This is a genomic window from Duganella hordei, assembly GCF_040369125.1.
GTDB classification, from domain to species: domain Bacteria; phylum Pseudomonadota; class Gammaproteobacteria; order Burkholderiales; family Burkholderiaceae_D; genus Rugamonas; species Rugamonas hordei.
The window spans coordinates 167,422-190,487 of record NZ_BPWI01000006.1 but is presented as its reverse complement, the minus strand read 5'-3'; the positions used below and the strand labels follow the sequence as shown (position 1 = coordinate 190,487).

Annotated in this window: 18 protein-coding genes and 2 tRNA genes; 4 read left to right on the top strand and 16 right to left on the bottom strand. The window is 63.0% G+C overall.

The window, feature by feature from the left end; translation table 11 throughout:
• Positions 1-4: 4 nt before the first annotated feature.
• A complete protein-coding gene (locus ABWW33_RS16190; protein ID WP_353402846.1) occupies positions 5-595 on the bottom strand; it encodes a hypothetical protein in 591 nt (196 codons plus the stop codon).
• A 183-nt stretch (positions 596-778) separates the two neighbouring features.
• Here ABWW33_RS16190 and tssK point away from each other — a divergent pair, with 183 nt between their 5' ends.
• Positions 779-2,122 (top strand): type VI secretion system baseplate subunit TssK, encoded by a 1,344-nt coding sequence (tssK, locus tag ABWW33_RS16185; RefSeq protein WP_353402845.1) that lies wholly within the window; start codon positions 779-781, stop codon positions 2,120-2,122.
• Positions 2,119-2,901: a type IVB secretion system protein IcmH/DotU gene (icmH, locus tag ABWW33_RS16180; RefSeq protein ID WP_176651910.1), complete on the top strand. Its 783-nt coding sequence runs from the start codon at positions 2,119-2,121 to the stop codon at positions 2,899-2,901. Before tssK ends, icmH begins: the two co-directional genes overlap by 4 nt.
• 4 nt (positions 2,902-2,905) lie before the next feature.
• On the opposite strand, the gene ABWW33_RS16175 is transcribed toward icmH, so the two are convergent.
• The 4 genes from ABWW33_RS16175 to ABWW33_RS16160 form a co-directional block, all read right to left on the bottom strand.
• The gene (locus ABWW33_RS16175) at positions 2,906-3,694 is read right to left on the bottom strand and encodes an OmpA family protein (RefSeq protein ID WP_353402844.1); all 789 of its coding nucleotides are present in this window, start codon (positions 3,692-3,694) and stop codon (positions 2,906-2,908) included.
• A gap of 14 nt (positions 3,695-3,708) precedes the next feature.
• Positions 3,709-4,677 carry a type VI secretion system-associated protein TagF gene (gene tagF / locus ABWW33_RS16170; RefSeq protein ID WP_353402843.1) on the bottom strand — a complete coding sequence of 323 codons (969 nt, stop codon included), beginning with the start codon at positions 4,675-4,677 and terminating at the stop codon, positions 3,709-3,711.
• Positions 4,674-8,351: a type VI secretion system membrane subunit TssM gene (tssM, locus tag ABWW33_RS16165; RefSeq protein WP_353402975.1), complete on the bottom strand. Its 3,678-nt coding sequence runs from the start codon at positions 8,349-8,351 to the stop codon at positions 4,674-4,676. Before tssM ends, tagF begins: the two co-directional genes overlap by 4 nt.
• A gap of 112 nt (positions 8,352-8,463) precedes the next feature.
• The gene (locus tag ABWW33_RS16160; RefSeq protein WP_353402842.1) at positions 8,464-9,303 is read right to left on the bottom strand and encodes a M15 family metallopeptidase; all 840 of its coding nucleotides are present in this window, start codon (positions 9,301-9,303) and stop codon (positions 8,464-8,466) included.
• 150 nt (positions 9,304-9,453) lie between these two features.
• On the opposite strand from ABWW33_RS16160, the gene ABWW33_RS16155 reads away from it, so the two are divergent.
• A complete protein-coding gene (locus ABWW33_RS16155; protein ID WP_353402841.1) occupies positions 9,454-10,146 on the top strand; it encodes a hypothetical protein in 693 nt (230 codons plus the stop codon).
• Positions 10,147-10,152: 6 nt separating this feature from the next.
• Here the strand turns inward: ABWW33_RS16155 and ABWW33_RS16150 are convergent, their stop codons facing one another.
• From ABWW33_RS16150 to ABWW33_RS16135, 4 genes are all read right to left on the bottom strand, one after another.
• A complete protein-coding gene (locus tag ABWW33_RS16150) occupies positions 10,153-10,869 on the bottom strand; it encodes a glutathione S-transferase N-terminal domain-containing protein (protein WP_176651915.1) in 717 nt (238 codons plus the stop codon).
• Positions 10,870-10,966: 97 nt separating this feature from the next.
• Positions 10,967-11,416: an Hsp20/alpha crystallin family protein gene (locus ABWW33_RS16145; protein ID WP_176651916.1), complete on the bottom strand. Its 450-nt coding sequence runs from the start codon at positions 11,414-11,416 to the stop codon at positions 10,967-10,969.
• A gap of 65 nt (positions 11,417-11,481) precedes the next feature.
• Entirely contained in the window at positions 11,482-12,669 is a 1,188-nt protein-coding gene (locus tag ABWW33_RS16140) for a hypothetical protein (protein ID WP_353402840.1), read from the bottom strand.
• Positions 12,670-12,725: 56 nt separating this feature from the next.
• A complete protein-coding gene (locus ABWW33_RS16135) occupies positions 12,726-13,310 on the bottom strand; it encodes a Crp/Fnr family transcriptional regulator (RefSeq protein WP_176651918.1) in 585 nt (194 codons plus the stop codon).
• 233 nt (positions 13,311-13,543) lie between these two features.
• Here ABWW33_RS16135 and ABWW33_RS16130 point away from each other — a divergent pair, with 233 nt between their 5' ends.
• Positions 13,544-14,620 (top strand): GGDEF domain-containing protein, encoded by a 1,077-nt coding sequence (locus tag ABWW33_RS16130; RefSeq protein ID WP_353402839.1) that lies wholly within the window; start codon positions 13,544-13,546, stop codon positions 14,618-14,620.
• Positions 14,621-14,630: 10 nt separating this feature from the next.
• Here the strand turns inward: ABWW33_RS16130 and ABWW33_RS16125 are convergent, their stop codons facing one another.
• The 7 genes from ABWW33_RS16125 to ABWW33_RS16095 form a co-directional block, all read right to left on the bottom strand.
• Positions 14,631-15,359 (bottom strand): substrate-binding periplasmic protein, encoded by a 729-nt coding sequence (locus ABWW33_RS16125; protein WP_353402838.1) that lies wholly within the window; start codon positions 15,357-15,359, stop codon positions 14,631-14,633.
• A 203-nt stretch (positions 15,360-15,562) separates the two neighbouring features.
• Positions 15,563-15,638, bottom strand: a tRNA-Asn gene (locus ABWW33_RS16120).
• 56 nt (positions 15,639-15,694) lie between these two features.
• Positions 15,695-17,884, bottom strand: a complete 2,190-nt coding sequence (locus ABWW33_RS16115; protein ID WP_353402837.1) for a TonB-dependent receptor — start codon at positions 17,882-17,884, stop codon at positions 15,695-15,697.
• Between the two features lie 331 nt (positions 17,885-18,215).
• Positions 18,216-18,911: a DUF3334 family protein gene (locus ABWW33_RS16110; RefSeq protein ID WP_176651922.1), complete on the bottom strand. Its 696-nt coding sequence runs from the start codon at positions 18,909-18,911 to the stop codon at positions 18,216-18,218.
• Positions 18,912-19,109: 198 nt separating this feature from the next.
• Entirely contained in the window at positions 19,110-19,511 is a 402-nt protein-coding gene (locus ABWW33_RS16105) for a VOC family protein (RefSeq protein ID WP_353402836.1), read from the bottom strand.
• A 146-nt stretch (positions 19,512-19,657) separates the two neighbouring features.
• Positions 19,658-19,733: transfer RNA gene (locus ABWW33_RS16100), tRNA-Asn, on the bottom strand.
• A 97-nt stretch (positions 19,734-19,830) separates the two neighbouring features.
• Positions 19,831-23,052 carry a M35 family metalloendopeptidase gene (locus tag ABWW33_RS16095; protein ID WP_353402835.1) on the bottom strand — a complete coding sequence of 1,074 codons (3,222 nt, stop codon included), beginning with the start codon at positions 23,050-23,052 and terminating at the stop codon, positions 19,831-19,833.
• Between the last annotated feature and the right edge of the window lie 14 nt (positions 23,053-23,066).

Genomic DNA, 23,066 nt, shown 5'->3' with positions numbered 1-23,066 from the left:
CAGGTTATTTCAATCCACCGAAAGGATCATTGCTGTTGGTCTGATTGCTGCTTTTTGCCGGCGCCGTTTTCCTTCCGGCTGCGGCAACCGGCGCCGGTTTGCGGGCGGCGCTGTTCGGGGTCGGCACCAGCACGTCCTCGCCCAGGCTGGTGCGCAGCAGTTTGGCGAGATCCTGCGCCTCGGAGCGCAAGGAACCGTTCAGATTATTTTGCTGGCTCAGGTCCGCCAGCGCCTTGGTCGACAGACGCAGCCCGCTGACGGCGACGATGCTGTTACCGAGTTTGTCGCTGGGGTCGCGTTGCAGCGCTTCCAGCGCATTCATGATCGCCTCGCCGTAGCTGGCGCGGTCAAACTTGATCTGGGCCATATGCAGCCAGGGAGTCTTGTCGGCGGGGTAGTTTGCGGCGGCGCCTTTCAGGATGACTTGCGCCTTGTCGCTTTGTCCGGAGGCCAACGCGGTGCCGGCTTCCGCCAGCGCGCTCTCCAGCGTCGACGCCTGAGGTTTGGCGATACGGACGGTATCACCATCTGTCGCGCAGGCCGACAGCAGTAACACGCTGGCGATGCAAGGCAACCAGGTTCGTGGAGTGATCATCACTTCTCCTTTGCTTATGCGGACAGGAAGGGACCCATTATTCATGAACGCCATATCCCCACCATTGCGCTTACTCAAACGATGCTTCGCTTCTACATTGCTTGCGCAGCCGCAAATTCCGCCAATGGCGCTTTCGCTCTAATGGAGCGTCGGCGGCGCAGCTGCCAGAAAGAGGGAGACAGCATGAGTATTCCGTCCAAGGTTCTTTGGGGAGAAGGATTGTTCCTGCGGCCGCAGCACTTCCAGCAGCAGGACCAGTATCACGAAGCGCGCCTGCAGCAGATGGCGCATGTGCTGCATCCGTACCTGTGGGGCGTGCGCGCCATCGAATGGGATCTGGACGCGCTGAAGACCAACCGCCTGCGCCTGCAATCGCTCTCCGCGATATTCCATGACGGAGAAATCGTCGATGCGCCGTCCAGCGACCCACTGCCGACCGCCATCGACCTCGGCACCTTGCCGCCGAATCTGCAGGAGCTGACGTTCTACGCTGCCCTACCCTCACTGTCCCCCGGCGGCGGCAACGCCACGACGGCCGAACAACAAGGCGCCGCGCGTTTCCGCCAGACCTCGCGCGAGACGGCGGACCTGTACACGCAGGCCGTCAGTACGGACGTCAGCTACCTGAAAAAGATCGTGCGACTGATGTCGGATCAGGAGCCGCTGGGCGCCTTCGACTGCATTCCCGTGATACAGCTGCGGCGCTTGGTGACGGGCGGCTTCGAGCCGGATCCGCACTTCATCCCTCCCGGACTGTCGATTGCCAGCGCACCGGTGCTGAAGGCGCTGCTGGACCGCCTGATGGATGCGCTGCAGGCCAAGGTGCAGTCGCTGCAGGGACACATGCGTGAACCCAGCCGCAACGTGATCGAGTTCCGCTCCGGCGATGTCTCGTCCTTCTGGCTGCTGCACACCGTCAGCACGTCGGCCGCGGCGCTGATGCACTATGTGCGCAATCCCGAGCTGCATCCGGAGCGCTTGTTCGAAGCGCTGCTCGCGCTGGCCGGCTCCATGATGACCTACTCCAAGCAGTACTCATTGATCCATCTGCCCAGCTACCGGCATGACGACCTGGCGCAATGCTTCTCCGGCCTGGACCGCATCATCCGCGATCTGCTGGACACCGTCATCTCCACCCGGTATTTTTCGATCGCGCTGTCGGAGGAGAAGCCCAGCTACCACCTGGGCAAGCTCGATTCCGGCAAGATCGACCAACGCACTACGCTTTATCTTGCGGTCAGCGCCGCGTTGCCGGCATTGGAACTGGTGGAGATCGTGCCGCTGCGCGTCAAGGTCGGCGCCCCGGACGACGTGGAGAAATGCGTACTCTCCGCCATGCCCGGCGTGAAGCTTACCCACGCTCCGCAAGTGCCGGCGGCCATCCCGGTCCAGCCGGACACCTACTACTTCGCCCTGGAGGGAAAAGGCATGCTGTACGAACAAATGCTGAAGGCGCAATCGATCTCCATCTACGTACCGGCAGGGATACGCGACCTGCGGCTCAACCTCATCGCGGTGGCGGCATGACCTCGCCGGTCGAACGCCGCGCCATCCCGACACTGATGGGTGGACAACGCCGCCAGCAGCAGCCTGGCTATGGCCACGTGCAAACGCTGGTGGACCTGCTGCAGGAAGGCTTCTACCTGCTGTTCATGCTGAAAAACGGCAGCGTGCCGCCGGGTGAGGCGCCCTTCCTCGACACCGTCACCGCCTACCTGGCGGAATTCGACAGCGAGGCGCGCAAGCTGCGCGCGCAAGGCGAAGACATCGATGCGGCCAAGTACGCATTCTGCGCCGCGCTCGACGAGATCATCCTGTCGTCGCAGTTTCCGATGCGCTTCGCTTGGGAACGGCGTCCGCTGCAGCTTGTGATCTTCGGCGACCAGCTGGCGGGCGAGCACTTCTTCGACCGGCTGGAGGCATTGCGCAGCAGCGGTGGCGCGCGGCTGGCGGCGCTGCAGGTGTTCCATATGTGCCTGCTGATCGGCTTTCGCGGCAAGTATGCGCTGGACGCCGGCGACAAGCTGGCCTACCTGACGGCGCGCGTCGGCGATGAGATCGCCCATATCCAGGGCAAGAGCAAGGGCTTCGCCCCTCAGGCCGAACGGCCGGACCAGATCGTCCACAAACTGCGCAGCAATACGCCGCTGTGGGCCATGTGCGCGGTGTTCGCGGTGATCGCCCTGGGTGCCTACATCGGACTGGCGTCGTCGCTATCGCATTCGACACAGAATACGCTGGCCGGCTACAACGATCTGGTGAAGCTGGCCCCGCGTCCGGCCTATGTGACGATCACGCTGCCGTAGATTTTTATTGCGCGACGCGGAACTCGATGCGACGGTTGCGCGCGCGGCCTTCCGCGTTGCTGTTCTCCGCAACCGGCCGGTCCGGTCCCTGGCCGGACACCGTCACCATCTCCGACGGTATCGCCTTGCCGGCGAGGTAAGTCCGCACCGCTTCGGCGCGCGCGAGGCTCAGCGTCAGGTTGCTCTCGCGCAGACCGACGTTGTCGGTATGGCCGATCACTTCCACCTTCTTGCCCTTGACCTTTTGCAGCGCGGCGGCCATTTCGTCCAGGATGCCTTTGCCGGAGGCCGTCAGCGCCGCCTTGCCGCTTTCGAATTCAATGATGCGCCTGGCGAGCGTCTCATCCAGCAGGTTCTGCTCGGCCGCGCTGACACGCAAGCCGTTGTTGACGGTGTAGCCGGGATTGAGGCTGGTGGCGATATCGCTGGCGATCTGCTGCCGCTGCGCCTCGTTGGCCACCTCGCCGCGCACGGTCACATTGGTGCCGTCGATCTTGAGTTCGCCCTTGCTGATCAGCTTCAGGTTCGGCTGGATCAGCTTCCGCACATAGCCGTTCCAGTTGGGCGGCAGCGACACCGGTGAAATCGCGACCTGGTCGACCACCCGATCGGCGCCATACAACTCACGCACGCGCTGCAGCATGGCGGCCTTGCTGGCTTCATCCGGCACGGCGCCACTGACCAGTATCTGCCCCGGCTTGGGCGACACGGGCAACGGCATCTGCGCGGCGCAGTAGAGCGACGTTGACAGCAATACCGGCGTCACCGCCGGCCAGATGGTCCGCTGGCGCATCGCAGGACTCCTCATCAGGAAAAGGTTTCGTGGAACAGCGCGTGGGCCGAGCGCAGCGACAACTGCCCCTGCTCCAGGTACGCCGACAGTTTCTGCACATTGGCGTCGCCGGCGATCAGTTCATCGACCCAGCCCGCGTATTCAAAGGTGATCTGCTGTTCGAGGGCGCAGCGTGGATCGATGATGGCCTGCAGGGTTTCCGGAGCGGCTCCGCTGAAACCGATCACCAGCACCGGCTGCTCACGCAGTTCGGCAAAGAACAGGCTCAGTTCAAAGTCCGCCTGATGCAAAAACGGCGTGATCAGGTCCAGCCAGAAGGCGGCCACCAGGTTGCGCTGGCGCTCCGATGCCGGCAACGGCAGTACCAGGCTTTTGTCCAATCGCTCAGCCCCGCTGCGGCGCACCGGCTGCAGCAGCAGACCGATCGCCAATATGGTTCGGCGCACAGAGCTGCGCGCGAGCATCGTCTCCAACCCCGCGATGTTGTGGCGATCGAGGAAGTCGGTGAACAATTGTTCGTGCATCGCCTCGCCGGGATCGATATAGACGGTGGTCGCGGCCAGCGCCTGCAAAGCGGGATCGGGATCATCCGCGTCCATCACGCCGCCGATCAGCGGAGCCACGGCGTGCCACAACGGCGCCAGCACCAGCGGGCTGCGGGCGACAAACTTGCTCGGCTCGTCGATCTCGATGGCGCTCATGCCGAGGAAGGGATAGCGCCGCTGCGACAGGTCGCCGCTGGTCCGCAGATGGCCGGCGATGGCGCGCCTGCTGCGCGTGCCGACGAAGGCGAAGTCCAGCGGCCGCAAGGCGTCGTAGTTCAGCTTCCAGCGCGGATCGATGCTGAGCAGGTTCATGACTTCGGCCAGCCAGCCGTCCAACAGGTTGGCCAGCGCCAGGTTATCGGCCGCCTTGATAAAGTCGCCGCGCGCCGGCAGCTTGCCGAAGTAGCCGATGCGCGCGGTCTGCGCCCCCCGCTTCATGGAGCGGCTCCGGCCGATGCGGCGGACGGCGCACCGACGATGGTCTCCGGCAGCTTCATGCCACGGAACCCCTGCTCCTGCGGCGCGGTACCCGCGCTCTCCGGGCTGCTGACGATTTTCAGGCCCATCGTCACCGTGATGGCGCCGGCGGTCCAGCGCAGCTCGAACACGCCACCGTCGCGCTTTTGCTTGGCGGCGGCGTCGATCATGCGCCGCAGTCCGAACTGGCCGGCTTCGTTGAACACTTCGACGCTGCGGCCGTCGAACGCCACGGCGGTGATGCGGGCGCCTGGCACACCCTGCGGACTTGGGTGAACCATGTTGGCCCATTGCGCGGGCGTGTTGCGATAGCGAAGCTGCTGGCCATCGATATCGACGGTATATTCCAGCGTGCCCGGCGCCGGCATGGGCTGGATCTGAAAGATGGTTTGCGCGGCGGCCGACACGGCAGCCACACCGCCCGCGCCGATGGGCGCGATCCAGCCGGGGAAGCGCGCCACCGTTTGCGGCGACAGCATGATGCCCATGTCGGCCCAGGTGCGCGCCGCCAGCACGTCGCCGCGACGCAGCACCAGCGGGCCCATGGCGGTGGTGGCGAATTTGGCGATCAGGCCATCGGGACCGAAGAACTGGGCGATTTCGGCGCTGCCGGCCTCGATGCGGGCGTTCGGCGAGAACGGATATTTGTTCGCCAGCGATTGCTGGAACGGTTCATACACCTGCGCCAGCCAGGTCTTGTTGAGTTCCGCCTCGGCCGGGCCGACCAGGACGGCAAAGGTCTGCATCAGCGGCCGCACCAGGATGGGACGAATCGACAGCTTTTGCGAATCGCTCATCCCGGTCAGCATTTGTTCGTCGACGTAGCGCAGCGCGTCGGCCAGCTCGGAGCCGCTGCCCTCAAGCGTCTGCTGCATGAACTGGCGCGCGCCGGGACCGGGATCGCCCTGATTCTTCAGCTGATTGAGCCGGCTGCGCAGCTTGGACAACGCGTCCATATAAGAGCGCATCAGCGATGCGTCCTTGTCCTTGAGCGCCACCAGTTTGCCGACGCCGGAAAATTCACGTCCGATAGGTCCCTCCGGCTTCTCGACGCGGGCCTGGTCCAGCTGGACGTTAACGTTGATTTGCGACGACCCGCGCCGCAGCACGCTATTCTTGATCCAGTTGACGAAGCCCGACTGCGCCTCTTTCAGCTCGGCGCTCATGACGGACGGGTTGTCCCACGAGGTTTGCTGGTGGATCGTGTTCAGCAGCTTGATGAGCGGCGACGATTGCGGATCGCCGAGCCGGTTCATCGCGATGACGGCCGCATCGAAACCATTCAGGTTGGCGATGGTGACACCTTGTACGAACTTCTGCCACTCGCGCGCGTAGTCCGCCTTGTACAGATCGGTCAGGCCCTTCTCGATTTGTTCGGGACTGCCCTCCAACGTGAGGTCGTCGCGGGCGGCGGTTTTCAACACCCAGTCGGCGCTTTGCAGTTCGTGCGTGGCCGCTTCGCGGAAGGCGCTCTGCACGAACTTCTCCCACGCCTCGCGGGTGTAGGCGCCGGGAATGGCGTAGCTGCCGGTGACCAGCGCCTGGTCCTGCTCCCCCACCACGCGCGCCACCGTCATCGCCGGGAAGCGGGTGTTGGCGCGGGCGCGGATGTCGGCGTAGACGCGTTCCCGCGCCGGCATGCCACGCACCACGCGGCGCAGGTTCTCGCGCGCCTGGTCGACCAGCGCCAGCTTCTGCTCGATGCGCGGCCACGATGGATCGGAGATCTGGGCCAGGTAGAAAGTCATCAGCCGCTCGGCGCTGTGGATCATCTGCTCGCGCGGCATGGCGCCGCGGTTGTTCTCAAGCCAGCCGCGCCAGTAACGCGTGAGCTGGTCGTTCAGGTGCCCCGGCTCGGCATGCTCGCTGTCGGCCAGCATCAGATAGCTTTTCAGCGCGTTGTAGGCGTCTTCCACATTGATGGCGGAGGCTTCCTGGAACTGGCGGCCGGGCGTGGATGGTGCCGGCGCGCCGCCCGACATCTGCAACTGGTCGGCATGCGCGTTCATCTCCGACAGCAGAGTCTCCAGATTGGCCACCACAGGCTTGAGCATCACTTCGCGCACGCCCGAGAAATATTCCTCGCGCAGCTTGCGCTCCAGCAGTTCGCCCTGATACAGCCCCATACGCAGCGACCATGGCCGGTCCGCGCGATACTTCTCCAGCTGCGCTATCCTGTCCTGGATGACCTCCAGCGCCTCGAAGCGCGACTGCAGATCGAGCCGCTTTTCCTGCAGCTTGACGACCTTGTCCAGGTCCGCCTGCACATTGCTGACCAGTTGACGGTTGCCCAGGTAAGACCAGCTCCATCCGCCCAGCGCCCCGCCCAGCGCCAACACCGCCGCGAAAAACGCCGCATACGTCAGCTTGACCTTGCTCTTGCTGGCGTACTGCGACACCAGGTCCTTGTCCGCGAAGATCACCTTGCGGAATAAGTTCAGCAGGAAGAAGCCGGACTGCCCTGCGCCGGTAATCGCGGGCGCATCGGATACCGTCAGCGCAAAACGCCGGGCCAGGCGCTGCGATTGTTCGCTGACCGGCATCCCCTCCTGCAGCGCGCTGGTGAAGTAATAGCCCCGAAACACCGGCTTGAACTGGAATGGGTTTTCCTCGAACAGCGTGGCCAGGAAGGCGCGCAGCGGCGTGCGTATCGTCGCGAACTCCAGCGGGAAGGTGAACACGCCGGGTTCCATGCGGTCGCGCCGCTGCTGGCCCATGTTGGCCAGGCTCAGTTGCTTGAGGCCGTCGCACAATTCGTCGAAGCTGTAGTCAAAAAAAGCGAGCATCTGCTGGCTGCTGGCCTGGCGTTTATAGGGCATGGTCGCGCCCCACACGCGCTCGCGTTCGGCCCGCTCGGCACGGGCGAAGAACTCGCTGAAGCCGGCGATCAGGTCGGCCTTGGTGAACACCACGTACACCGGCGCGAACACTTCCAACCGTTCGATCAGATCCTGCACGCGTTTGCGCAGGCTGCGCGCCAGCTTGATGCCCACCTCGGGATCGTCGCCGCGCAGCTCGGCGATGCTGACCGCGATCAGGATGCCGTTGATCGGCGCGCGGCGGCGGTACTTCTTCAGCAGGTCGAGGAAGCCGAACCACTCGGCACGATGCTCGTCGAGCACCGAATAACGGCCGGCGGTGTCGAGCAGGATGCCGTCGGTGGTGAAGAACCAGTCGCAATTGCGGGTGCCGCCCACGCCCTGCACGATCTTGCCGTCGGCGAAGGGGAACTGCAGGCCGGAGTTGGCGATGGCCGTGCTTTTTCCGGCGGCCGGATTCCCGATGATCATGTACCAAGGCAGCTCATACAAGGCCCGCTTGCCGGACACGATGCCCATCTTCGAGCCCTTGATGGTCTCGATCGCTTTCATCATGCTGTCGCGGATGGCCTTGACCTCGGCGCCGGACTGGGTGCCGATGGCCTCGCCCAGCTTGTCCGATTCGCGCCGCGCCCGCAACCGCCGCCACAGCCAGATCGACGCGGCCAGCAGCAGCATCAGCGCGGCGGCCGCCAGCGCCCAGATCAGCGCCAGCTCGAGCACTTGCGCGCCCAGGTAAAAGAAGGCCGCCATGGCTGTCAGGCCGATGATGGTCAGGCGGCGGGTATCGGTGAGGAAGTACCAGATTCTTCGCATCATGAGGACGTGGCCGGCGGGAATAAAGCGCCTGAGTAGCAAGCGGACCGGTCAATGTTGCCACCAACCATGGAAGAATTTTTTGACAGAAAACAATAATTGCCGCGCCGCTCTATTTTCTGGCCATGCCCGCTACGCGCAACTCCGTGTGGCCGAAGTCCATCATGGTCCAGCGTCCGCCCCAGCGCAGGCCCGCCGCCTCGGCCGCCTCGCCATACAGGCGATAGCCGCGCATCGTCCACGGATCCTTTTCCGAGATCACCAGCCTGCCGTTGCGCAGGAAAGCGCAATCCGCCGCCAGGCCGAACTGGTGATAGCTCTGGAAAGCCTTGGCGTTGGTCACGCCGGGGCCGGCCGCGGCCAGCGCGTTCTGCCGCTCGGGACTGCGGTAGCCCTCCAGGATGGCCATGTCGTAGCCGTGCGCCTCCTTCATGATCTTGAACACCAACAGCAGGCGCTGGGCAAACTCGGGATCGAGCAACTGCCAGTTGCGGTTGGCGCCGTCCAGCATCGGCCGCACCAGCGTGACCTCGGCCGTGGTGAACGCCGGCGGCGGCAGCGGCGCCGGCAGCGCCAGCTGTTCGCCTTTCAGCAGCTCGGTGACCTGCTCGTTGATGGCGCGGCTGTCGCTGTCGTAGCCGCCCAGCATGCTGCGGCCGCTGAGCACCAGCGCCAGCATCGTCGGCACCGTCAGCAGCACAGCGGCTGACAGGATCAACAGGTACCGCCGCTGCAGGAAGCGCAGCACCTGCATCAGTCCGGCGCCGGCGCCGCGCCCGGCCGTCGCGGCCTGCCGGCCTCCGGCAAGACAGCGGTCGCGCATTTGCTGCCCGATGCGGCGGACTGCCGCCGCCATCGACAGCACCACCACCTCCCTGCCGGACGGGAACAGTGCCAGCCAGGCGGCAACACAAGCAAACAGGAAAAACATCAGCACTGAAAAGAGAAACATGGTGCGCTCCGTCAAAGCAAGATCGCCCCGCAGACCGGACACTGGCTGGGACTGGAACGCACCATCGTAGGCGCTTTACCGCGCGGCGTGAAAGACCAGATCAAACTCGGAGAAAATACTGTGGATACGTCGAAACAAAAACCCGACTTGATGAGTACGGTACGCGGTCCGGCGGACGGCGGCAAACGCATCCTCGCGCACCTGGAACACGGCCGCAGTCCGGCGGCCAAGCCGGCGCGCACCGCCGGCTGGACCATCGACGGCTGGACCATCGGTTTATGCGTACTGCTGCTGACGATGGCCGGCATGGCGTGGATGATGCACAAGAAGACCATCACGCCGGACTCCTTCAAGCCTGGACGTGTCGGTTCGAGCGTGCCGGCCATGCCAGCGGCGGTGGAGCATCATGAAGCGCCGCCGGCCGAGCGCAGCAGCAATCAGGCGGCGTCAATTATCAACGATCCGGCAGCCGGCGTGTCCGCTGAACGTTCAGCCGGACCGGCGGTGCAGAAAACACGCCCAGCCGCCCCCGCCACCTTGGCAAGCACCGCTTCGCCACGTCCAGCTCCTGTCAAGGTACAGGCCCGCACCACGCCAACGCCGGCCGCCGCCGGCGACACCGACGTCGCCCTGCTGGCGGCGCTGGTCGCCCACGCGGGCAAGCCAAGCGTGGTGGCGCCCGAACGCAGCCGCGACGTGGTCGAACGTCAGGAAGGGGACAGCACGGCCCAGTTGCTGGCCCGCTGCAAGCAGCTGGGCCTGATCGAAGGCATGCTGTGCCGATCGCGCATCTGCTCGGGCCGCTGGGATGCGGACCCGGCCTGCCGCGCGCCGTCTCACTGAACGGCGTCAGCCGCGCTTGGGCACGTCCAGTCCAGTTGCGACAGCGGGACGGGCAACAAACGCCGCCAGCACACGCTGGACATGAGGGAATTGATCGAAGCCGACCAGCTCGCCGGCACCATAGAAACCGACCAGATTGCGCACCCACGGGAAGGTGGCGATGTCGGCGATCGTGTACTGCTCGCCCATGATCCATTCGCGGCCTTGCAGGCGTTGCTCCAGCACGCCCAGCAGGCGCTTCGACTCAGCCACATAGCGCTCGAGCGGACGCTTGTCCTCATACTCCTTGCCGGCGAATTTATGGAAGAATCCCACCTGGCCGAACATCGGCCCGATGCCGCCCATCTGGAACATCACCCACTGCATGGTTTCGTAACGCAGGGCCGCATCCGCTGGCAGGAACTTGCCGGTCTTCTCGGCCAGATACATCAGGATGGCGCCCGATTCAAACAGCGCCAGCGGCTTGCCGCCCGGGCCGTTCGGATCGATGATGGCGGGAATCTTGTTATTCGGGTTCAGCGACAGAAACTCCGGCGACATCTGGTCGTTGCGGTCGAAGCTGACCAGGTGCGGCTCGTAGGCCAGGCCGGTCTCTTCCAGCATGATGGACACCTTGACGCCATTCGGCGTCGGCAGCGAATACAGCTGCACGCGTTCCGGATGCGAGGCCGGCCATTTCTGGGTGATGGGAAACGCGGATAGCTCAGCGGACAGGTCAGACATGGATATCCTTTGTTCAAGATAAGAAGGTATCCCCAATTATCCATGAACTGACCAGATCGCGCTGACGCGCCCGCCTTGCGCGCGCCGCCGCGTCGAACTACTGTATCGACAACTGCTTGGCGCCGGTGCCGACCTTCTTCGGCAGCGTCAGATGCAGCACGCCGTTTTCATAGCGCGCCTGCGCCTGGTCGTCGTCGACGTCCTGCGGCAGCGTGAAGCTGCGTTGTATGTGTCCGTAGTAACGCTCGGTACGCAAGGCGCCGCTCTTGCCGGTTGTTGCCGGCTGCTCATCCTTGACTTCCGCCGACAGCGACACCTGGTTGCCGTTGATGGCGACCTTGATGTCATCTTTCTGCACGCCGGGAATTTCGGCCTTGACGAGATACTCTTTTTCGGTCTCGCTGACATCCATCCGCAGGCGCGGCATCACCTCGGAATTGCGCCACAGGGACGGAGAAAAATCGCGAAACATTTCATCGATATCGCGGAAGGGATCGAAGCGCGCGATATCGCGGAACGGGTCCATACGCATTAGATTGTTGGCCATGGCGGTCTCCTTAAACGTTAGGACTACCATGATAAGAAGCGGCCCGGTTACGCGTTTGACGCACATCAAGGCGCGGCCTTGCCTCCCTGCGCCGCATACGAGCTGATCATCGCTTCGGAATAAAACTCGCCGCGCTCCTCGGCCGCCGCGATCATCGCCCGCCACAGCGGCACGATGCCGACGTTCAGCTTGTGGTAGCGCTCGAAGCCGCAGGCGTAGATGCCGCGATAGGTGGCCAGGCTGTGCTCCAGCTGTTCGCACTCCTTCAGCGTCGCCTCGACATAAGCCTGGCCCTGTTCCGCGCTCCAGACGCCGCTGCGCAACAGACCGTCGAGCGCCATCGCATCGGCGCCGCCCTCATGCACCCAGGGCGGAGACTGCTCGCTGAGGCCGCCCCGGCTGACATTGTTCTGCCACAGATGGGCCATTTCGTGCGCCACCAGCCGGGCGATCAATTGCCGCTTCTTGGGATGGTCCGTCTGCAAGCCGGCGCCGCCGAAGCGGTAGGCGATCTGCCCACCGATCGCGCCGCCCTTGATCGACAGCCCCGGCGCTTCGGTGTCGCCGGCGGCGACCAGCAGCAATAAGGGCTGTTTCAATTTCTGCCGATAGGCGCCGGTGTAATAGCTGGAGATTTTAGCGGTCGCGTCGAGCATGGCCTCGACCGCCCAGGCCGGCAGTTTCGGATCGAGAATGATGTTGGCGTCGCCGGCCGCTACCGGCGCTTGCGGGCCGAAATAGGCATACGGCGTCGCGCCGCGCGATGGATCCGCCGGCGAGGCCGGCGTCAGCACATATTCATTGCCGAGCCCCTCCAGCGTGAAGTTGGCGGCAACATCGCGCTGCACCGCCCCCTGCCGGGCATCGCCCTGCAGGAAGCCCAGGTACACGGCGCGGCCACCGTCGGAAAAACGGTCCATGGCCACGTACTGCTTCTCCACCAACGCATCGAAAGTGGCGATCTCCAGGCTGACCTGCCGCAGCGGCTTGCCGTCGGACGCGGCCAGCGCATCCTCGTCCGCGCCGGTGGTCAGCGTCACGCCCGGCGTCAGCACTTTCCAGGAAGTTTTACGATAGTCGCCGACCGGCCGGAACGACAGCGCCGTCACCGGCTGCGAGAACTGGTACTCCACGCGCCAGGTATCGGGCGCCGTATGCGTCACGCGCACCTGCGCCGGCAACGGCGCCTCGGCACACGCGCCCGTAGCCATGCTCAACGCCAGTCCCGCCCCCATCAAGAATCTCTCCAGCATCGCCGCATCCCGTCGTTATAGAAACGGCAAAATATAGCATAAAAGACATGTCTTTTTTAACTTCCTTCTCCGCCCGCCGGATGGGCCGCCAGGATGCGCGACAGATAGGGTTGCGTCACCCCCAGGTAGGACGCCAGGATGCGTTGCGAGATCCGGCACTCCAGGCCCGGATAGTCGGAGCGGAAGGCCTCCAGCCGTTCCAGCGCCGTACTGGCCGCGAAGGCGTAAGTGCGGCGGGCGCTGAGCTTGATCATATGCTCGAGCACCTTCAGATAATAGTTGCTGAAAAACTGGCTTTCGTCACGCAGCCGGCAGATGTCGGCCCAGTCCCAACGGAAGCCGCGCACCGCCGTTTCCGCCATGATGAACTGCATCGCGGGCACGCCGTCCGAGATCGACAGCAAATCCTCGTGCGCGTTGGCGTTCCAGCCCTCCGTGGCGAAGCGTATGGTGACGTCGGCGCCGGACACCACGATGAAGCCATTGCGCGTCACGCCTTCGGTAATCCAGTAGATCGATTGCGCCACGCCGCCCTGCCGCTGCAGATACTCGCCCTTGGCGGCCGTGAACGGGTGGGCAATAGGCGCGATGGCAAGCGTCATCTCGGTGTATTCGTCGTCGCTGACGCCATAACGCCGCACAATTTCCCGCCGAAACTTCTCTCGTTGTTTAAAAAAATATTGTTGCATTTTATTAACTTATGTTTATAAATCACATTGTAATCGCTAAAAATGTTAGCGCAAACATTTTGTTGCGCAATGATTTTTCTTTTTGCGAATATGCTCTAGTGCATAGCGACTAAGGCCGGCCTTGCCTACACTGCACCGTTGCCTCCCGGCCGGAAACGCCGCGATGCCCCCTACCGAATCGACCAATGAGCAATAAACCACCGAACGCGCCCACCACCAGCCTGCTCAAGAAACTGGGCGCCATGACGGCGCTGCGGGAAATGCCCTTGCTGGAGCAAAGTCTGTTACGCATGCTGGGTCCTGTGCTCGGGGCGCGCTCCACCACGCTGTACCGTGTAGACCGCCACCGTGAAGTGGTGCGCGCGCTGCACCACGCCCACGCCGTGGATGCGCAACACGGCGAACTCCAGCGCACCATCGAGCGGATCGAGGAGATTCATACCGGTATCGTCCTGCCGGATCATGTGCGCGAACTGTTCGACGGCATGCGCATGCTGGGACGCCACTGCAGCCGCCAGCACCGCGACGGCTATATCGTCGGCTATCCCCTGTACAACGGCGACACGCTGCGCGGGTACTTTCTGTTTGAGCGCGAACACGATGTCACGCCCCACGAAGACGCCCTCGTCGACGGCGTGCTGGAAGTGTTTTGCAACTACTACGCCCTGCTCGACACCAGCAAGCGCGACCGCCTGACCGGCCTGCTCAACCGTTACGCGCTGGAGCTCAACCTGGGGCGACTGTGGGACCGCATGTCCGGGCGCTGGCATGGCGCCGCCGACGCGCGCACGCCGGACCGGCGGGTGGCCGAGCTGCAAACCTATTGGCTGGGCGTGCTCGACATCGACCACTTCAAGCGCATCAACGACGGCCATGGCCATATCATCGGCGACGAGATCCTGCTGCTGGTGGCGCGCCTGCTGGAAAGGGCGTTCCGCCGCCATGACCTGCTGTACCGCTACGGCGGCGAGGAATTTGTCGTCGTCATCGCCGCCGACGACAGCCACGCCGCCGCGCAGGTGTTCGAACGCGTGCGCCGCTGCGTGGAGGAATTCAATTTCCCCCAGGTCGGCCGGGTCACGGTCAGCGGCGGCTATTGCGTCGCCAACCCCAGCGTGCTGCCGCAAACCGTCATCAACCAGGCCGACCGGGCGCTGTACGAAGCCAAGAGCGCCGGCCGCAACCGCATCTTCCACTACGATGACCTGATCGACCGCGGCGTGCTGGAAGAAGTCGCGTCAGGCAGCATCGACCTGTTCTAGCGCCGCGCGATCAGGGGTGGCGCGCCAGCGCCGCGTTGAACCTGGCGATCTCGCTGTCCTCCACTTGCTGGGAGCACATCAGGTGGCGGTAATAGCCCTGCGGCATTTCCTTGAAGGTGACGACGCGCAGCTGCTCGGTGCGGAAGATGCCCAGCGCCAGATAGTATTCCGCTTCTTCCTTCGGCGCGAAAAGAACGTCGGCGCGGCCGGCCGCGATCATGTTGAACAGTTGCGGCATATCGCCCGCACTGGCCATGCGCGCCGCCTTCATGGTGCTGAATTTCTTGTCCAGATAGGTGCCGTAGACAAAGCCATCCTTCATCAGCACCGTCAGTTTTGCGTCGGACAGGATGCCGTCGACGGTCGCGGCGATCCGAGGGAAACGGGAAGAGACCACGGCCACCCACGGCCCGTCCTGCGACACCGGATTGGAATACTTGGCGAATTTTTCGCGTTCAGGCGTCTTGTACCAGCCGACCGAACAAAACTTGCCGCTGTTTTTACGCAGCAGCGCGAGCTGGCGCAAGGCCGGGATCTCCCGCCATTTGACCGGGATATGAGCTTTTTCAAACGCCCTCACGGTGGGCTCGACCGACGAGCCGCTGACCTGCAGATTCGGCCCCACCACCAGGTAAGGCGGGCGGTGGACGATATGCAATTCCAGGACCGTATCGGCGGCGCAGGCGGCCGTAGCACCCATGCCCGATAAAACGAAGGCCCCCAAAGACAAGCCCTTCATGTCCCCACTCCTTGGTCTTTCATCTACTTACCCTCTTTCACATGCACAGCTGCGCGGATCGCCGGAATGGCGTAACGCGCTAGTGTAGGAAAAAGCGGGGCGCGCCTTTATACACTGGTACAAGTTTTGGAGAATTAGTGAAAGAATATAGCCGTCCACAAACGGAAAAGGGCCCGTGATTGCTCACGGGCCCTTTCGTATTCTGGCTCCCCGACCTGGACTCGAACCAGGGACCTGCGGATTAACAGTCCGTCGCTCTACCGACTGAGCTATCAGGGAAAAGAGGCCGCATTATATACGGCCAATTTCTAGCTGTCTAGGCTAGCGGGCAAAAATCAGAAGCCGCCCTTGAACTGCACGCCGAACTGGCGCGGCTCGTTGACGAAGCCGGTCAGGTTGTTGAAGTCGATCGCGCCGATGATACGCTCGGTGTTGGTGATGTTGCGAGCGAAGGCCGCCACTTCATACTTGCCGCCGGACCAGTTGTAACCCATGCGCAGGCCGCCTTCCACCATGGACTTGCCGGTGAATTCCTTGGCTTCGTACAGGAAGAAGTTGATCTTGCTGCGATACGACCAGTCGGTCAGCACGAACAGGTTGCCGTCGGCCAGCGCCCAGTTGTAGCGCGCGGTGGCGTTCAGGATGTACTTCGGCGCCTGCGGCAGCGGGTTGCCGTCGATGACCACACGGCCGGCCGCGTTGATCGGATCGGTCACGGTGCACGAACCGCACTTGGCCACGGACAGCGACGGGTCCTTGATCTCGGTGAAGTTATACGAACCGCCGGCGGTGACCTTGAAGTCCGGCGTCACGAAGGCTTCGAAGTCCGCTTCCAAGCCGCGACCGGCGGTCTTGGCAGCGTTGATCAGCTTGGTGACGTTGGAGTTGCCGCCGACCACGGTCAGCTGCTGGTTCTTCACGTCGTAGTCGTAGATGCTGACCGATGCGCGGGCGCGGCGGTTGAACAAATCGGCCTTGATGCCGGCTTCGTACGAGGTGATGGTTTCAGCGTCGGCCACGGTGATCGGCACCGATGCCGAGGCGGCCGCGATACTCGGTGCGCGGAAGCCGGTCGCCACGCGGGCGTAGGCGTTGACGTCCTTGTTGACCTTGTAGGTCGCGCTCATGTCCCAGTTGGTCTTGCTCTTGCTCTCTTCCACCGACTTGGGACCGATCTGCGTCACGTTGACCGCTTCAACCGTGCGGAAATCCTTCTTGTCGTCGGTGTAGCGCAGGCCGCCGCGCAGCACGACTTTTTCCGACAGGTCATAGGTCAGCGAGCCGAACACTGCCGAGGCGGTGTTGTTCTGGTGGCTGGCCAGGTGCGAGGTCTGCGCCTGGGTGTTGCTGTCGAAGTTGTTGCTGTAGCCGTCGGCGCTTTCCTTGAAGTAGTAGACGCCGGTCTGCCAGTTCAGCGGACCCGCGTTCTTCGATTCGACGCGGAATTCCTGGCTGTACTGGTGCAGGCCGGTCAGCCCGCCACCGGTCTGTACCTGGAATGGAATGAAGCCCGGGCCGGTCGGCGTGCCGCCGTCGATGTCGCCGCGGCTGTAGTAGTTGTCCACGCCTTCGTAGCCGGTGATCGAGAACAGCTTGACCGAACCCAGGTCCCAGGTCAGGCGGGCGTTGGCACCGTTGGTGTCCAGGCTCTGCATGTTCAGGCCGTTGGTGTTGATCTTGGTGAAGTCGTAACCGTCGGCGAAGTCGTTGGTGCCCTTCTTGATGATGTTGGCGCGGAACAGGCGCGCGCTGCCGGTGGTCATGCGCGAGTGCACATTGAACAGGGCGTCAAACGTGGTGCTTGGCTTGTACAGGAACTGCACGCGCTCGGCGTGTTCGTTGTAGCCCTCCAGTACATCGTTCTGCTTGGTGTAGGTGTTGTCGACGAAGTTGTCGCGGTGCTGGCGCAGCGTCGAAACGCGCATCGCCCACTCGCTCGACAGCGGCACGTTGACGGCGGCTTCGGCGTTGACGGTGTTGTGGGTGGCCCACGACACGTTGTAATAACCGTCGACCTTCTTGAAGTTAGGCTTTTCGGATTCGAACTTGACCACGCCGGCCGGGGTGTTGCGGCCGAACAGCGTACCCTGCGGGCCGCGCAGCACTTCCACGCCGGCCACGTCGAAGATCGGGAAACCTTTCAGGATGCCGTTTTCCTGCACCACGTCGTCATACACCAGCGAGACCGGCTGCGAGGCGAAGGTGCTGAAGTCGGTGTTGCCGTAGCCGCGGATGTAGAAGCGCGGGAAGGTACGGCCGTTCGACGATTCAACGTTCAGCGACGGCACTTTGCCGGCCAGCAGGCGGATGTCCTGGCCGCCGGACAGCAGCACGTCCAGCTTTTCATCCTTGAGCAAGGAGACCGATACCGGCACGTCCTTGATGTTTTCGGTGCGGCGCTGGGCGGTCACGGTGACGGTTTCCAGCTGCGGCTCGGCGGCGGCGGTTTGCGCCATGGCGGAACCGATAGGCATGACGGCGCTCAGCGCCAGCAGGCGCTTGTGCATCTTCGACAGTTTGATCATTCAATTTCCCGAGTTGAGGTAAATCCAAGAGTTATAAACAGTGTCTCCTGTTCTCTCTTTTTGATATTGCCCGGTCGTCTGGCGCGACCGTGGCAACGCAAGCGGAATGTCTAGAATGCCACCGTCTTGCGAAGAGGCGGTATTTTCATTCATTGATACCGGATATTGCAAGAGCAATATAAGCAAAGTGCAATTAACTGATAGAAATTCGGCGCGCCGGGCGGCGCGACTGAATATTAGAAGGCGGCGGGACCGGCCCGCAGGCCGGTTGTGGTGACAAAAAACAACGTTAGCTTTTGTTCAGTTGTATCAAATTTTCCACACCGCCGGCCTACATGCCCAGCGATTTGAGCAGTTCGTCGGAGTCGTCGTCGCCCCCGGAGAAGTGCGGCTGCGATTGCGCCGAGGCATGATTGTCGCGCTCCTGGTCCATCAGCGCATCCGGATCGGCCACCTCGCTCGAGTCGAAGTCGTGCAGGCGGATGAATTCGGTGCGGTCGATCGCCAGTTCCAGATAGAAGATGTTGCTCTTCTCGGTGTAGAAGGTCACGCGGCGCATTTCCGGACGGTCCAGCGGCGTGTCCACGCTCAACATCACCTGCTTGTTAAGCACCAGCATCTTCGGCTGGTTCTGCGTGATGTTGGTCTGCAGTTCGCGCCGGATCTTGCCGGTGAAGTCGCCGACGATCTGGTTCATCAGCTCGCCCATGATGTTGGACACCTCGTCCGACGTGTGCGAGCCGGCCAGCTCGGACTTCGGCATGCCCATGTGCAACATGTAGCGTTCGTAAATTTCCATGGCCGTGTCGGCGGCAAAGTTCAGCACCACCAGGCCGGTGAAGCCGCCGTCGAACAGCACGAAGCAGCCGATGTCCGGCTTCAGGCCGATCTTGGTAATCCGCTGCACCATCCCCGAGTAATTGACCTTGCTTTGGGTCGCGACGTTCAACACCCGGGTCACCGAATTACACAGACTCATCAACAAGTCTTCGGTACCGTACACAACGTCCTTGTTTTCCTCGATCATGATCTACCTACCTCTGGTTATTTTTCTATAGACGACAGCCAACATGACTTGCCGACCATCAGATTCAGAATACCGAGGTGCAAGATTCTCGTCCACCGGAATCGCGCATTTGTGTGAGATTTGCGTGCCAAAATGCAAAAAATCGCCAGCCATGCCTTCACCAAGGCAATCTGCCACAGGCTTGGACTAAAGGAATTGTCAGGCGCCGCAGTTGATCTTCCACGGAACTCCGAAGCGGTCAATCACAATCGCATAGCATGGCGACCAGAATGTTCTCTGAGGTGCGAGGACAACCTGCCCTTCCGTTTGCAGCGCATTGAAGAACAGCTTCACCTTCTCCTCGGAGTCAACGCCAATCAGTACATAAAAGCCTTTGGGCTTCTCATATCTGCTCGAGTCTACATCGGCACCTGCCAGCTCAACGCCGTCTATACAGATATTTGCATGGACAATTTTTTCTCCGTGCGACGCTGACACCCGCGGGACTGGAGAGTCCTTAACCCGTAGCATCGTTCCGATTCGCCCGCCAAGATTCTCAGCGTAGAATCTAAAAGCCTCCTCACACTGACCGTTGAAATCGATATGAAATGACAAGCTCATGATCTGGTGTCCTTGTTCGTCTTATGGCCTGACATACATATGGTCAGAGTAACATTTTTAGCTTTGCGAAACACACAAATAAACGGAAGTCTGAAACGCAAAAAGCCCAACCGGTAAAGGCTGGGCTTTTTGATCTTGCTGAATTCTGGCTCCCCGACCTGGACTCGAACCAGGGACCTGCGGATTAACAGTCCGTCGCTCTACCAACTGAGCTATCAGGGAAAAGAGGCCCGAATTATATCCCCTGCCCGCCGATTTGCCCAGCCCCACACCGAAACTATTTTCCCGCCCGCAAAATAATGTCAATTTAACAAAAACCTCAAGCCTGGAACGGCTGCGGCGCCCGCTGCAGGATGATGGTCACCGGCCGGTGCGGATGGGACGCGTGCGCCACCACCGTGATCGCCGTCCGCTCGCGCCAGGCGGTCCGCGCCAGCGCCTCGATCTGGTGCTCGCGCGTGCAGAATTCCCGCTCCTTGCCGCAAGTGTCGAGCAGGAAGCCGGCGAAATCGCCAAAGCAATCGTAAATCAGCCCGCTGACCTTGCCTTCGTAGCGGTGCGCGTGCGCATGTCCATGGCCATGTCCGGGCGGGTGCCCGTGATGGCCGCCGCCCTCGCCGCCAGCACCGTCCGGCGACGGCTTGATGTCGTCCGGATTGCCGCCCAGTCCGCCGACACGGTCGCCGATCAGCGACACGTAGCGGCTGAACACCGGATACCAGCGGTCGCCGGCCGGCACCGCCTCGAGGATCCAGCGCAGCACCGACAACAGCCGCGACTCGGCGCCGACGATCACCTCCTTGGTGCGCACCGGTATCGTCAGCTGGTAGCTGCCGACCACCCGCCGCCAGCGGATCACATCCACCGCATTTTCGCGCGGGGCTTCACGGCGCCCTTCTCCGCGGATGCCGATCACCACCGGCGGCAAGGCAAAGGTGTCGCTGACTTGGCGCACGATCACCGTGTACAGCTCGCCCTTGTGGATGGTGTCCGGCAGTTGCACCGACAGCAGCCCGGTCAGGCCGAACGAGGCGCCCGGCGGCAGCGGCACATAAGAGATGCCGCCGACCGTCAGCCGTATCGTCTGCTCGTCCAGCAGGGTGAGGCCGTGGTTGACGTAGCGCGTGCCCGCCAGCGCGACGATCTGGCTGGCGGCCACCTCCGGTATGTAGATGCTGGCGATGCTGTCCTTCGGCAGGTTGCCCCATTCGATCAGCAGCTCGTCGGGCTGGCGGTCCGGCAGCTGCTCGGCGCCCTTGGCGGGACGCAGCTCGAAGGTGCCGAGTATCCGGCGCGACGAGGCGTAGCCCGGATTCGGCGATTCGATGATCGACAGGTTGCGCTGCGCCAGCTTGTCCGAGGCCGCCGGCGATATTCCTGTGGGAATCGGATCGGGGTCGAAGGCGATTTCCGCCACCAGGCATTGGTGAGCGTTGCGCACCAGTTGCTGGACGGACTTGCGGCCCGAGCCCCACGGTCCGTTGGCGGGCGACGGATGGGTCGGGAACTGCGCCTGCGTCTGGTTGATATCGAGCCAGCAGCCGAAGTAGGCAAACACCTCGCCGCCGGTGCCGTTCAGGGTACGCACATTGGCCGGATCCTGCTGCGCCGTCAACCCGGTGTTGGCCGAATTGACGCGCTCCTCGGCGAAGCAGGGAATGGTCAGCAAATCGCCGCCGCCGCTTAGCCCCAGCAAGGGGATCGCGTCGGTGCCGCTGGTGGCGCGGCGATACGTGGTGCCGGCGTCGAACTCGGTCGACGTGGTGCTGGCCGGGAACAGCCGGAAGAAGGTGCGCACGTTGCTGATGTTGGTCGAACCGCGATAATGCACGCGGGCGATGGCGAAGTTGAACATCGCCGTGCCGTTGACCTTCTGCGACAGCTCCAGCGTTTCGTCGGTGGACAGGTTGTCGAAGGTCTCGCCCGCCGTGCCGGCGTTCAGGTTGGCCAGCACCTGCTTGATATAGGCATTGGCGTTGCCGCTGACGGTGGCGCCGAAGCGTGCATCGCCGTCACGGATCTTGAACACGCGCAAGTCGGTGCTGAGCCAGGACGTCGGGCCGTCCACCTCCCACGGATTGGGGTCGCGTATCAGCAGGATCTGCGCGTTGGCGCTCAGGCCGCCCAGCGTCGCCGTCATGTTGACGGTCAGCGTCTCGCCGGCGTTGGCGGGGAAGCCGCTGCTGTTGGCGAAGGTGATCCGGCAGACCCAGGTGAAGCGCTGCGGCGCGATCGGCAGACTGGCGTCCTCCGCCTCCAGCGACGTCACCGTGACCGACATGCCCGGCACCGCCGGATTGAAGGTGATGGTCGGCTTCACCGTCGGCGAATTGCCCAGCGTGCCGGGCGTGATGCCCAGCTTGTCTGGCCAGAAGCCGTCGGCCAGCACGTAGAACGCCTTGTCGATCACGGCCGGCGACGGCATCGTGTCGATCTCGTCCTTGCCGAAGGTGCTGCGGTCGGTGATGAAGGTGAAGCTCTTGCCGAAGTCCGACTGCGCCAGGTGTTCGGCGAAATATTCATGGCTGTCGGCGTTGTTGACCGCCTTGCCGGGATCGCTGGTGGCCAGCGCCAGGCAGGCCGTTTCGCCGTATTGGATGTCGTCGGTATTGCTGACCGCGTGGCTCCACTCGTGCACCAGCGTGCCGAATTTGCAATCGGTGCCGATCTGCGCCGCGCTCAGGTAGCTGCTGCACAGCCAGACCGTGCGCGAGCCCTTGTAGGTAAAGGCGAAGTAGCCCGGCTGGCAGGTGTCGCTGCCGTGGCCCTGGCCGGTGAAATCGTAGGTCACCTGTTCGTTGGCCAGGGTGCCGGAGATGTCGTTGTAGTCCTTGGTGACCTTGTCGTAGCGGCCCTGGTTGAAAGCGCCATACCAGGTCTGGTACAAGGCGTTGGTGCTGGCCGGCCCGGCGGCAAGCTGGGCAGCCGACAAGGCGGCGAAATACTGCGCGTTGCCGTGGGCGATGATGGTGTCGGCCTGCTGGGTCGCCGTGCCGCCGTTGAAATTGGGCGCCTTGGCGTTGTTCTTCGCCAGCTGCGACTCGGCCTTGCGCGCCAGTTGGCCGGAGGTCGATTTCGGCTCCGCGCCCGCCACCACCTCGAACTGCACGTCGGCCGGCGGCGCCATGTGCGCCTCATGCGCCTGACGCTTGCGCGCGCCGGCCTTGACGTTGCCCGTGACCATGAAGGCGTCTAAAAACACGGCATTCAGGGCCACGTTGTATTGCCCGGCCTGGTCGATCGCATACACCTCGGAAATATCGACGCTGAAACTCTGGCGCTCTCCCGGGCCGATCAGCGTGTAAGCGCTCGCCGGCGGATCGCCGCGCTTGACGAAGCGGCCGTCGTAGGGGATGCGCTGGCCCTCGCGCTCGACGACGAAGCAGTCGCCGCTGAGGGTGGCTTCCAGCGGCGTGGCCCAGGTCAGCAGTTGATAGGCCTCGGCGCTGGTGTTCTCGATTTCACAGGTGATGACGATGGGATCGCCCAGCGCGTACACAGGCTGGGCGGTCAGGGTGGCAACAAAGGGCTGATGTCTCATGTCGGGTCTCCTTT